This window comes from Photobacterium rosenbergii, assembly GCF_033022775.1.
In the GTDB taxonomy this organism is placed as follows: domain Bacteria; phylum Pseudomonadota; class Gammaproteobacteria; order Enterobacterales; family Vibrionaceae; genus Photobacterium; species Photobacterium rosenbergii_A.
In genome coordinates this window covers 19,582-32,310 of the sequence record NZ_JAWJZI010000013.1, presented here as the reverse complement: position 1 = coordinate 32,310, position 12,729 = coordinate 19,582, and the positions used below count along the sequence as shown (strand labels likewise).

Sequence of the window (12,729 nt, the reverse complement as noted above, 5' to 3'; positions counted from 1 at the left end):
ACCATGCAACGCAAACGTTTGGTTTTTCTGTGCCACACTGCAGCACTTAACCCTATGTTATTAATAGAATTGTCTTTTTCTTCTCACTAAGGTTGCAGTTATCAGGCCAGATAGGGACTGACGCCAGACAGCGATTTGGCTATAATCAGCGCTCCGCGCAACGTTTGTCATCACTAGGAGATAAGCATGACACAAGATGAAATGAAAAAAGCTGCTGGCTGGGCTGCTCTAGAATATGTTAAGAAAGGCAGCATTGTCGGTGTCGGTACTGGCTCGACGGTTAATCACTTCATCGATGCTTTGGCTACCCGCAAAGAAGAAATCAAAGGTGCAGTATCAAGCTCAGTAGCTTCTACCGAACGCCTTGAGCAAATCGGCATTCCTGTTTTTGATGCCAACGAAGTCTCTAGCCTTGATGTTTACGTTGATGGCGCTGACGAAATCAACGGCGAATACGACATGATCAAAGGTGGCGGCGCAGCCCTAACCCGCGAGAAAATCGTTGCTGCGATTGCCAAGCAGTTCATCTGTATCGTGGATGACACCAAGCAAGTCGATGTATTGGGTAAATTCCCGCTGCCAGTTGAAGTGATCCCAATGGCTCGCTCTTACATCGGCCGTGAGCTGGTTAAGCTAGGTGGCGATCCGGAATACCGCGAAGGTTGCGTGACTGACAACGGCAACGTGATCCTGGATGTCCACAACATGGCAATCACCGATGCAAAAGCGATGGAAGACAAGATCAACGCCCTACCAGGTGTCGTGACAGTAGGCCTGTTTGCCCACCGTGGTGCTGACGTACTGCTTGTTGGCAGCCCTGATGGCGTGAAAAAATTCGAAAAGTAATCGCCTAGCCCCTTTTTTGCCTTGGATCACCAGGAAAAAGGCGCTTTATGCGTTACCCACTTTCAAAACGGCATAATATATGCCGTTTTTTATTATCAATCCTGTAATATTCTTACCCATTCTGGTCATTTTTTGGTAACTTAACTGGCAGAGCATGTAAGCAAACGAATGTGGTGCTCATGGACAGCCCGTACACAGGAAATCTATTCCTTCCTTTTCCTGCCTCTGCCTGGCTCCATGAGCCCCTCTGCCCCCAGCGTTAAGGATGAGTATCAATGGCTAAAGTTTCACTGGAAAAAGACAAAATTAAGATCCTGCTGTTAGAAGGCGTTCACCCTTCTGCAATTGAGGTACTACAGCAGGCTGGCTACAGCAACATCGAATACCACAAAGGCTCCCTATCCGGTGACGAGCTGCTTTCCGCCATTGAAGACGCCCATTTTGTTGGCATTCGCTCCCGTACCCAACTGACCGAAGAAGTCTTCAGCGCCGCCCAGAAGCTGATTGCGGTCGGTTGTTTCTGTATCGGTACCAACCAGGTTGATTTAGATGCCGCTGCCAAGCGCGGTATCCCGGTGTTCAACGCGCCGTTCTCCAACACCCGAAGTGTGGCTGAGCTAGTACTGGGGGAAATCCTATTGCTATTGCGCGGGATCCCTGAGAAGAATGCCAAAGCCCACCGCGGCGAGTGGTTCAAGTCAGCCGATCAGTCCTTCGAAGCCCGTGGCAAGCGCCTGGGTATTATCGGTTATGGTCATATCGGTACCCAGCTTGGTATTCTGGCTGAAAACCTCGGTATGAAGGTGTACTTCTACGATATCGAAAACAAGCTGTCACTGGGTAATGCCACCCAGGTACCATCGCTGACCGAGCTACTCAACAAATGTGACGTGATCAGCCTGCACGTACCGGAAACGCCAGAAACCCAAGACATGATGGGTGCCGAGGAATTTGCCCGCATGAAGCCGGGCTCTATCTTCATCAACGCCGCCCGCGGTACCGTGGTGGATATCGACTCTCTGTGCAGCGCATTGGAAAGCAACCATATTGCCGGTGCCGCTATCGACGTGTTCCCGGTTGAGCCGAAAACCAACAACGACCCGTTCGATAGCCCATTAACAAAATACGATAACGTGCTACTGACTCCGCACATCGGTGGCTCGACCCAGGAGGCCCAGGCCAATATCGGTGTGGAAGTCGCAGGCAAGATGGCCAAATACTCTGACAACGGCTCGACCCTGTCTGCCGTTGGCTTCCCTGAGGTATCGCTGCCTGAGCACAAGGACTGTTCGCGCCTGCTGCACATCCACGAAAACCGCCCGGGGATCCTCAACCAGATCACCACCATCTTTGCCTCGGAAGGGATCAACATCGCCGCCCAGTACCTGCAAACCGGTCCTGAAATCGGCTACGTGGTTATCGATGTCGAGACCGAGCGCTCGGAGCATGCCCTTACCAAGCTAAAAGCGATCGACGGTACAATCCGCGCCCGTATCCTGCACTAAACAAAAAAGACAGCCTAAACGACAAAGGAGAGCAGGTGCTCTCCTTTTTAATTCTGGCTATTGGCTATTGGCTATTGGCTATTGGCTATTGGCTATTACACATTAAACTTAGCTCCCATTAGCTCAAGTATTAGCTCTATCCTATCGCCCCTTGCCAACTGCCTCGCGCCTAACCTACTCCTCCAACTTAAACACCACCTCGACCCGGTCGCGGATAGTGATCTGGGTGTCCTGGTAGCTCACCGCACTCTCCGGCGCAGCGTCCATCGCCATACGCATCATCATCGGACGTGGCTGGCTGGCCTGATAAGAGATCTGCCATACACCATCCAATGACTCGCCAAACCCTTTGGCCAATGATTCCGCTTTAGCAATAGCATCTTTGATTGCAGCCTGGCGTGCTTGCTCTAAGTACTCGTCTTCGTTGCTGACCTTGAGCTCGATGTTGTTGATTCGGTTGATACCATCGCCCAGCGCGCTATCTAGGTAGGTGTTGAGGTTATCCAGTTCATTGACCGTCACCGTCACATGGCGGCTGGCACGATAGCCCTTGAGCTCCGGCTCTTTGTCTTTCGGATAATGGTACTGAGGCTGGAGGCTGATATTCGCGCTTTGGATCTGGTTACGCTCGATGCCTTCGTCAAGCAAACGTGCAACGAACGCTTCCACCGCTTTATCCACCGCTTGCTTGGCTTCTTTGGCTGTCGGACGGATTTCTTCTACTGCCACGGCAAATACTGCCATATCCGGTTGGGCCGTCACTTCACCGTTACCGGTTGTCTGCAAATGCGGAACACTGACCGAGGCCGCAGCGATACCACTGGTGCCCATTAAACCCAACCCTAACATCACTGCGATAAGTTGTTTTTTCATCTGTCTTATTCCTGTTATCCGAGTCTGTTTTTTCATGCTTTGTCCATATGACAACAGGCCAAGACAAATAATTCCCTTAAATGAGAAATTTTTTGTACATTGTTTTATTGAGGCAGTACCTTCCCTGCATATTGGGTCAGTTGTTCAGACAGGTCTGACAATACCCCGCTCTCCAGTGCCCAGTGATGCCAGTACATTCGGCGGGTTAGAAAAATATCGGGGGTCAGATTGACCAGCGTGCCCGAATCGAGTTCCTGCTGAATTTGGATCCGTGGGATCAAACAATAGGCAATCCCTTCGACAGCCATCCGGACAAATGCCTCAGATGAGCGTACCGTATGCTTCATCACGCTGCCGAACGGCAAATTGAAATGCTGATGGATAAAGCGCTCATGCATATCATCATGATGATCAAACGCCACCCCGGGTGCAGCCAGCAAGGTGTCGCGGTTTACCCCCTCAGCAAAATACTTATCAGCAAAAGATGGGCTGGCAACACAAAGGAAGTCTACCCTGCCTAGGTAATCAGCGACACAGCCGGGCATCGGGGTGGACTCCATGCTGATCGCCCCGACCACTTCGCCACTTCGAAGCTTATCCAAGGTACGGGCTTCGTCTTCAATCATTAAGTTGAGCTCTATCCGCCGCGAGCGCAGCAATGGACTGAGTGCCGGCAGCAACCAGGTTGCCAAGCTGTCGGCATTAGTGGCAATCGACACGGATAAGGGCTGGCTGCTGTCATCCGGTGTCAGCTCAGGTAACAACTCCTGTTCGAGTAACCTTACCCTGCGATACAGCCCCAGCATTTTTTGCCCGGCAGCGGTAGGGCGTGGCGGTTGTTCCCTCACCAGCATCGGCTGGGCCATTAATTTTTCCAGCTGTTTTATCCGCTGTGATACCGCCGACTGGGTAATACACAGGTACTCTGCCGCCCGCTCAAATCCACGCTGCGATATCACCGCATCGAGCGCTTCAATCCACCGATAATCCAGTCCCCGCATCCTTTTTTCCCCGTTTTATGGCGACAAAACCGCATCATTAGAAACTCTAATATTACATAAATTTTATTAGTTGTACTTAACATTAATGGCAGGAGTATGCTTGCGTCATCACATTCAAACAAGCCTCCCAGAGACGGGAGTTGCTGTAAAAATCAAACGATAAGGTAAGCAGTAAAATGAGCATTTGGGCGTTATTACAAGGATTTGGACTCGGGGCATCGATGATTATTCCAATCGGGGCACAGAACGCCTTTGTACTCAACCAGGGGATCAAGCGTAACCATCATCTCACGACCGCAACGGTCTGCAGTATCCTCGATACCCTGTTTATCAGTCTTGGGATCTTCGGTGGTGGTGCGTTGCTATCAAGCAATGAAACCCTGCTGACCAGCGTAACAATCGGAGGGATCCTGTTCCTGACCTTTTATGGCTGCTTGTCACTGAGCAGCGCCCTGCGCAAGCCATCCGAGCAAGAGAAAAACAAACAGGTACTGGCCCGTGGTCGTCGTGCTGTGATCCTTGGCGCGTTGGCGGTGACGGTATTGAACCCGCATATGTACCTCGATACGGTGGTGATCCTCGGCTCTATCGGTGGACAGTTTGAAGGAAACGACCGTGTCGCTTTTGCCGTCGGGACTATTCTAGCCTCGTTTGTCTGGTTCTATACCCTGTCGATGGGCGCCGCGAAATTGGGCCCGACATTATCAAAACCCAAGGTAAAGCGCGGAATTGATCTGGCCGTTGCCGCTATGATGTTCTTCATCGCGATTCACCTGGCGCAAGGATTATGGAGTCAATATGCAGCCTGAGAAAATAGAACATATCTACCAGTCTAATCTGGCGCTATTCAGCCAAGCCAATGTCAGCTACCAGCAATGGCAGCACGAGCCGATCCTCGATTTCGAAGCAGATGAGCGGATTGGCAAGGAGCTCGGCTGGACAGCGGCCCCGACCAAAAGTCTGTTCATGAAGGTCAAAGGGGGCGGCCATTGCCTGCTGCTGACCCACCGTGACAGTCGACTCAACAGCAAATTGGTCAAGCAGGTACTGGGCAAGCGGGTATCAGTCTGTAGCCATGAAGAGATGATTGATGCCATTGGCTGCGCGCCGGGGGCAGTGTGCCCTTTCGGTCTACCTGCCGATATCACCCTGCTAGTTGACCCTATCGTATACAGCTACCAGGACTTGATGTTCACACCAGGCAAGCCCGATATGACCTTTGCATTTGCCGCCTCAGATCTTGATAAGTTGCTGACTGCCTTACCCAACCAGGTTTTGCCCTTACCTGCTGAATCAGAAGTATAAGGCCCGTTAGAGCAGGATAAAAAAATGGAGCCTTGCGGCTCCATTTTTATTGATACGAATTTTACTTCTCGAGAATCTTGTTGAGGTGGACATCCATTTGCGGGAACGGGATAGTAATGTTCTCGTTGTCCAGCTCTTCCTTGATGGCCTGCATCAAGTCGAAGTATACCGCCCAGTAGTCTACGGTATTCACCCACGGACGTACCGCGAAGTTCACAGATGAATCGGCCAATGCCAGTACACCTACTGTTGGCGCTGGATCCTTCAGGATACGGTCATCGGCTTCAATCACCCGATTCAAGACCGCTTTGGTATGCTTCAGATCGGCATCGTAAGACACGCCAATGACCAAGTCGATACGGCGGGTTTTATGGCGTGAATAGTTAGTGATAGGGCCGCCGATCACTGACGCGTTCGGTACCACGACCATTTTATTGTCTGGAGTTTTCAAAATGGTAGAGAACACCTGGATAGACTCGACCGAGCCAGACACACCGCCAATCTCGACAAAGTCACCGGACTTGAACGGACGGAAGGCAACAATCAACACGCCAGCTGCAAAGTTTGACAGCGAGCCCTGCAACGCCAGGCCAACAGCCAAACCGGCGGCACCGATAACCGCAACCACGGAGGCGGTCTGCACGCCGATGCGGCCAAGGGCGGCGATCAGTACGATAACAAACAGTAGATAGCGAACCAGTGAGTGCAAGAACTCGACGACCGCTTCATCCATGTCTTTGCGACGCAGCATTTTGGCTACGCCATTTGCGATGCTCTTGGTAATGATATTACCGATAAACAGGATGACCAATGCTGACAGGATATTCACCCCGTACTGGATCAACAACTCCTGGTTGTCCGCGACCCAGGTCCCTGCATTCAGCACACCTGTTGTTAGCTCATTATCCTTGATGGTATCTACCACCGTATCTGCAACACCGGTGACGGTATCCGTTACGGTATCTGTAACACTACTCTCACTCATACCTTTCTCATCCTGCAAATGTTATTTCCTTTCCCACAAAAAACTCCGCGGGAGGCACAAATAATCATAGGCCTGTTTATACAAATTACTTATGCAATCACCACTATAACAGTGATTTATTAATTTTGTTGAGCCTTGAAAGCTCTTTTTCGCGCCGGATAATACCCCTCGGCTCAAAAAACGCCAACAAAAACATGAGCAAGTTCACAAACAAATGACAGGCTAAAAAAACCCGCCGAAGCGGGTTTTTACAAAGCTTTAAGCTAAACGTAACTTATAGTACGTCGATAGCGTTAAGGTCTTTGAAAGCTTGCTCAAGACGGTTAACCATACCAACCTGACCAGCACGTAGCCATACGCGTGGATCGTAGTATTTCTTGTTAGGCGCGTCTTCACCAGTTGGGTTACCGATCTGGCCTTGTAGGAAGTCACGGTTTTCAGCTTCGTACGCACGTACGCCATCCCAAGTTGCCCACTGAGTATCAGTATCGATGTTCATTTTGATAACACCGTAGCCGATTGACTCTTCGATTTCTTCCTGAGAAGAACCAGAACCACCGTGGAATACGAAGTTCAGCGCGTTTGGTGCGATACCGAATTTCTCTGCACAGTATGCCTGAGAGTCACGTAGGATCGTTGGAGTTAGAACAACGTTACCTGGCTTGTATACACCGTGTACGTTACCGAAAGAAGCAGCGATAGTGAAACGTGGGCTGATAGCGTTTAGTTTCTCGTATGCGTAAGCTACGTCTTCTGGAGAAGTGTACAGCTCAGACTGATCCATATCAGTGTTGTCAACGCCGTCTTCTTCACCACCAGTACAACCTAGTTCGATCTCAAGCGTCATACCCATCTTAGCCATACGCTCTAGGTACTTAGCAGAGATTTCGATGTTCTCTTCTAGAGACTCTTCAGAAAGGTCGATCATGTGAGAAGAGAATAGAGGCTTACCAGTTTGCGCGAAGAACTCTTCACCCGCGTCTAGTAGACCGTCGATCCATGGAAGAAGCTTCTTAGCAGCGTGGTCAGTGTGAAGGATAACTGGCACACCGTAAGCTTCAGCTACAGCGTGTACGTATTTCGCACCAGCTACAGCACCCATGATCTGTGCTTCCTGACCTTCTAGTTTCAGACCTTTACCAGCGAAGAATGCAGCACCGCCGTTAGAGAACTGAACAACAACTGGTGCTTTAACTTTAGCAGCAGCTTCTAGTACAGAGTTTACAGAGTCAGTGTTAACAACGTTAACCGCTGGAAGAGCGAATTTGTTTTCTTTCGCTACTTCAAATACTTTCTGTACGTCGTCGCCAGAAATAACACCAGGTTTTACGAAATCGAAGATCTTAGACATAACAATAGTCCTATTTGCCTTGTTGTCTTATATAAATATAAATCTGTGCAATCGTTTGCGAAGCGCCCACATTCTACAAAAACACGGCCTTCTTCACAATCAGATAAAAGGCGGGAGTACTTTTGGACGGAACTCCCGCACTCAAATTACTTAAGCTTTAGCACGCTCTTCTAGCATTGCAACCGCTGGAAGTACTTTGCCTTCAACGAACTCAAGGAACGCACCGCCACCTGTAGAGATGTAAGAAACGTCAGCCTTGATACCGAACTTGTCGATAGCTGCTAGGGTGTCACCACCGCCAGCTACAGAGAAACCTGCAGATTCAGCGATTGCTTTAGAGATGCCAGCAGTACCCGCTTCGAAGTTCTTGAACTCGAATACGCCAACAGGACCGTTCCAAAGGATAGTTTTCGCGTTGCCGATAATTTCAGCAAGAGCAGCTGTTGACTCAGGACCAAGGTCGAAAATCATGTCGTCGTCAGCAACTTCAGTCACGCTCTTGATTTCAGCTTCAGCGTTCTCGTCGAATGCTTTTGCACAAGCAACGTCAGTAGCAACTGGAATTGCACACTCTTTCATTAGCTTTTGAGCAGTTTCAACAAGGTCAGCTTCGTACAGAGACTTACCAACATTGTGGCCAGCAGCTGCGATGAATGTGTTCGCAATACCACCACCAACAACTAGCTGGTCAGCAACTTTAGATAGCGACTCAAGTACTGTTAGCTTAGTAGAAACTTTTGAACCACCAACGATAGCAACTAGTGGACGCTCTGGGTTGTCCATTGCTTTGCCTAGCGCTTCTAGCTCAGCAGCAAGAAGAGGACCCGCACATGCTACTGGAGCGTAAGTACCAACACCGTGAGTAGATGCTTGTGCACGGTGAGCCGTACCGAATGCGTCCATAACGAATACGTCACATAGTGCTGCGTACTGCTTAGAAAGCGCTTCTTCGTTCTTCTTCTCGCCTTTGTTGAAGCGAACGTTTTCAAGGACAACTAGCTCGCCAGCGTTCAGCTCAAGACCGTCTAGGTAGTCTTTTGCTAGCTTAACTTCGCAGTCTAGTGCGTCGTTTAGGTAGTTAACAACAGGCTGTAGAGAGAACTCTTCCGCGTACTCGCCTTCAGTTGGACGACCAAGGTGAGAAGTAACCATTACTTTAGCGCCAGCTTCTAGGCACTGCTTGATAGTTGGTAGAGACGCAAGGATACGCGCATCAGAAGTTACTTTACCGTCTTTCACAGGAACGTTTAGGTCAGCACGGATGAATACGCGTTTACCCGCAAGTTCCAGATCAGTCATCTTGATTACAGACATGGTTTGTCCTCTCAACATTAATTAATTTAAAATCAAAGTTTTTGACGGCTCGGCGTCACTGCCAAGCCCAATAATTCTTACATCTATTGCTCGGCAGCCTGGTCGGCAGCCTGCATTGCCAAGGCAGTGTCTAGCATCCGGTTGGCAAACCCCCATTCGTTATCACACCAGACCAACAACTTAATCAGGTGCTGGTTACTGACACGGGTCTGGGTACCGTCGACAATCGCGCTATGGGGATCGTGATTGAAGTCTATCGAGACAAGTGGCACTTCTGTGTAATCCACTATGCCATCTAATGTACAACGAGACGCCTCGGCCAGTGATTGATTTACGTCATTAACTTTCACATTTGTTTTTACAGTGACACTTAAATCCATCGCGGTAACGTTAATTGTCGGCACGCGCACAGAGATGGCTTCGAATTTGTCAGAAAATTTCGGAAAGATACGACCAATCCCCAGATGAAGTTTAGTATCAACGGGAATAATCGACTGGCTGGCAGCTCGGGTACGGCGCAAATCGCTGTGGTAAGCATCGATGACCTGCTGGTCATTCATCGCCGAGTGGATAGTGGTAATGGTGCCGGATTCAATCCCGAAGGCTTCATCCAGTACCTTGATAACAGGGACAATACAGTTGGTGGTGCAAGAGCCGTTGGAGACAATGTGATGCTCAGCTTTGAGCGAGTCATGGTTCACACCATAGATAATGGTATTGTCGATATCATTTGCAGCAGGGTGGGAAAACAACACTTTCTTGGCGCCCGCTGTAATATGGGCTTCGCCATCGGCACGGCTGCCGAAGATGCCGGTACAGTCCAGGACAATATCGATGTCGAGGTCTTTCCAGGGCAATAGGTGAATGTCGCTTTGGTGGAGAATACGGATACTGTCCTTGCCGCCGTTTTCATGAGCAATAAACAAGTGCTCCTGATCATGGCTGACAGGCTTGAAAAAGCGTCCATGGCTGGTGTCATACTGCAGCAGGTGAGCCATTGCCTCCGGCTCAGCCAGTTCGTTGACCGCCACGACGTCGATGTGATGATCTTTACCGCTCTCGTACAGTGCGCGAAGCACACTGCGACCAATACGGCCAAATCCATTAATTGCGACTTTTAGTGTCATATCCGTGCTACAAAATTAATAAGCCGCGATAGTGTATAACAAGCCTTGCTGATAATCACCATAAATGTGAGCAGAGTCACCCAAGAGGACAAAAATCTTATATTTTATGATCTTAGCGTTAAAACCTTGTATTTGTGCTGGTCTTTACCAGCAATTTATAGCGTGACAAGGATCCCATTTCATATAAAAAAAGACCCCATGACGGGGTCTTTTTTTCATTCTTCGAAATAAATCGCCTTGCGCAACGAGCCTAACGATTTAATTCAAGCTTGGCTTATGCCAGCAATTCTTTGGCTGTGTTTACCACATTTTCAGTGGTGAAGCCGAACATCTTGAATAGCTCGCCAGCAGGTGCTGATTCGCCGAAGGTCGTCATACCGATGATACGGCCGTTGAAGCCAACGTACTTGTACCAGAAGTCAGCAATACCGGCTTCGATAGCAACGCGTGCAGTGACGTCTGATGGCAGAACCGCTTCACGGTAAGCCGCATCCTGTTTGTCGAATGCATCAGTTGATGGCATTGAAACAACGCGTACTTGCTTACCTTCTGAGGTTAGCTGTGCAGCCGCTTCTACCGCTAGCTCCACTTCAGAACCCGTTGCGATAAGGATAAGCTCAGGCTTGCCCTCACAATCTTTCAGGATGTAAGCACCCTTAGCGATGTCAGCAACCTGCGCTTCGCTGCGCGCCTGCTGGGCTAGGTTCTGGCGCGAGAAGATCAGAGACGTTGGGCCGTCTTTGCGCTCGATAGCCAGTTTCCATGCTACTGCAGACTCAACCTGATCACATGGGCGCCATGTGCTCATGTTCGGCGTCAGGCGTAGAGATGCCATCTGCTCAACCGGCTGGTGAGTCGGGCCATCTTCACCCAGACCGATAGAGTCATGAGTGTAAACCTGGATGTTCTGCACTTTCATCAGTGCCGCCATACGCATTGCGTTACGCGCGTATTCCATGAACATTAGGAAGGTTGCACCGTATGGTACAAAACCACCGTGTAGCGCGATGCCGTTCATGATCGCTGTCATGCCGAACTCACGTACACCGTAGTGGATGTAGTTGCCAGAGAAGTCGTTCGCTTCTAGCGACTTCGAACCAGACCACATAGTCAGGTTAGAAGGTGCCAGGTCAGCAGAGCCGCCCATGAACTCAGGAAGCATCTGGCCGAACGCTTCTAGTGCGTTCTGAGAGGCTTTACGTGATGCGATGTTTGCTGGGTTAGCTTGCAGATCAGCAATGATTGCGTTGGCTTTTTCTTCCCACTGCGCTGGTAGCTCACCGTTTACACGGCGCTTGTATTCAGCCGCTAGCTCAGGGTAAGCCGCTGCGTACGCTTCGAACTTCTCGTTCCAAGCCGCTTCTTTGGCTGCGCCTGCTTCTTTCGCATCCCACTGGGCAGCGATGTCTGCAGGGATTTCGAATGGACCGTGGTTCCAACCCAGGAACTCGCGTGCTGCAGCGATTTCGTCGTGGCCTAGTGGCGCACCGTGACAGTCGTGAGAACCCGCTTTGTTTGGCGAACCGAAACCGATAATCGTCTTGGTACAGATAAGCGTAGGACGCGGATCAGCTTTAGCCGCTTCGATAGCCGCGTTGATAGCGTCTGCATCGTGGCCGTCTACTGCTGGGATTACGTGCCAGCCGTAAGCTTCGAAACGCTTAGGCGTATCGTCAGAGAACCAACCTTCAACTTCACCGTCGATTGAGATGCCGTTGTCATCCCAGAACGCGATTAGCTTGCCTAGGCCTAGAGTACCGGCTAGAGAACACGCTTCGTGAGAAATACCTTCCATCAGACAGCCGTCGCCCATGAACACGTACGTGTAGTGGTCAACGATGTCGTGGCCGTCACGGTTGAACTGGGCAGCAAGCGCTTTTTCAGCCATTGCCATACCCACACCGTTAGTGATGCCCTGACCTAGTGGGCCAGTGGTGGTTTCAACACCCGGTGCGTAACCGTATTCTGGGTGACCCGGTGTTTTAGAGTGTAGCTGGCGGAAGTTTTTCAGATCGTCGATAGACAGATCGTAGCCAGTTAGGTGAAGCAGAGAGTAAATCAGCATTGAACCATGGCCGTTCGACAGAATGAAGCGGTCGCGGTCAGCCCACTCAGGGTTTTGTGGGTTGTGGTTCATGTGGCCACGCCACAGTACTTCAGCGATATCAGCCATACCCATAGGTGCACCAGGGTGGCCAGAGTTAGCTTGTTGAACACCGTCCATGCTCAGGGCACGGATTGCATTAGCAAGATCTTTACGAGAAGACATGTCTGCTCCAGAAATTCGTAGACGTTGAATATTCGGCCCCCCTCACCGTCATTGGTTCAGGCAAGCCGCAGTTCGGCGGGCGGGTATTGTCGCAAAGACTGGGCTATAACTGCAAACGATTTCCTGAGAAAAATAAGTTCTATATCAAGGTAA

General features: G+C 50.1%; 11 protein-coding genes. 4 read left to right on the top strand and 7 right to left on the bottom strand.

Features of this window, described 5'->3' with window-relative positions; all coding sequences use genetic code 11:
• Positions 1–186: 186 nt before the first annotated feature.
• Together rpiA and serA are read left to right on the top strand one after the other, a co-directional pair.
• Positions 187–846 carry a ribose-5-phosphate isomerase RpiA gene (rpiA, locus tag R2X38_RS20955; protein ID WP_317524299.1) on the top strand — a complete coding sequence of 220 codons (660 nt, stop codon included), beginning with the start codon at positions 187–189 and terminating at the stop codon, positions 844–846.
• A gap of 275 nt (positions 847–1,121) precedes the next feature.
• The gene (gene serA / locus R2X38_RS20950) at positions 1,122–2,351 is read left to right on the top strand and encodes a phosphoglycerate dehydrogenase (protein ID WP_317524298.1); all 1,230 of its coding nucleotides are present in this window, start codon (positions 1,122–1,124) and stop codon (positions 2,349–2,351) included.
• 174 nt (positions 2,352–2,525) lie between these two features.
• On the opposite strand, the gene R2X38_RS20945 is transcribed toward serA, so the two are convergent.
• Entirely contained in the window at positions 2,526–3,224 is a 699-nt protein-coding gene (locus tag R2X38_RS20945) for an oxidative stress defense protein (protein ID WP_317524297.1), read from the bottom strand.
• 104 nt (positions 3,225–3,328) lie between these two features.
• The gene (locus R2X38_RS20940) at positions 3,329–4,225 is read right to left on the bottom strand and encodes a LysR family transcriptional regulator ArgP (RefSeq protein ID WP_317524296.1); all 897 of its coding nucleotides are present in this window, start codon (positions 4,223–4,225) and stop codon (positions 3,329–3,331) included.
• A gap of 176 nt (positions 4,226–4,401) precedes the next feature.
• Here R2X38_RS20940 and R2X38_RS20935 point away from each other — a divergent pair, with 176 nt between their 5' ends.
• Positions 4,402–5,034, top strand: coding sequence for a LysE/ArgO family amino acid transporter (locus R2X38_RS20935; RefSeq protein WP_317524295.1), 633 nt, complete (start codon positions 4,402–4,404; stop codon positions 5,032–5,034).
• Complete coding sequence (locus R2X38_RS20930; RefSeq protein WP_317524293.1) at positions 5,024–5,530, top strand: YbaK/EbsC family protein; 507 nt, start codon at positions 5,024–5,026, stop codon at positions 5,528–5,530. The genes R2X38_RS20935 and R2X38_RS20930 overlap by 11 nt, the downstream gene beginning before the upstream one ends.
• 61 nt (positions 5,531–5,591) lie before the next feature.
• Here the strand turns inward: R2X38_RS20930 and mscS are convergent, their stop codons facing one another.
• From mscS to tkt, 5 genes are all read right to left on the bottom strand, one after another.
• Positions 5,592–6,515 carry a small-conductance mechanosensitive channel MscS gene (gene mscS / locus R2X38_RS20925; protein ID WP_317524292.1) on the bottom strand — a complete coding sequence of 308 codons (924 nt, stop codon included), beginning with the start codon at positions 6,513–6,515 and terminating at the stop codon, positions 5,592–5,594.
• Positions 6,516–6,789: 274 nt separating this feature from the next.
• Positions 6,790–7,866, bottom strand: a complete 1,077-nt coding sequence (gene fbaA, locus R2X38_RS20920; RefSeq protein WP_317524291.1) for a class II fructose-bisphosphate aldolase — start codon at positions 7,864–7,866, stop codon at positions 6,790–6,792.
• Positions 7,867–8,016: 150 nt separating this feature from the next.
• Positions 8,017–9,180 (bottom strand): phosphoglycerate kinase, encoded by a 1,164-nt coding sequence (locus tag R2X38_RS20915; protein ID WP_317524290.1) that lies wholly within the window; start codon positions 9,178–9,180, stop codon positions 8,017–8,019.
• Between the two features lie 83 nt (positions 9,181–9,263).
• Positions 9,264–10,307 carry an erythrose-4-phosphate dehydrogenase gene (gene epd / locus R2X38_RS20910; RefSeq protein ID WP_317524289.1) on the bottom strand — a complete coding sequence of 348 codons (1,044 nt, stop codon included), beginning with the start codon at positions 10,305–10,307 and terminating at the stop codon, positions 9,264–9,266.
• A gap of 274 nt (positions 10,308–10,581) precedes the next feature.
• Positions 10,582–12,576, bottom strand: a complete 1,995-nt coding sequence (gene tkt / locus R2X38_RS20905; protein WP_317524288.1) for a transketolase — start codon at positions 12,574–12,576, stop codon at positions 10,582–10,584.
• Between the last annotated feature and the right edge of the window lie 153 nt (positions 12,577–12,729).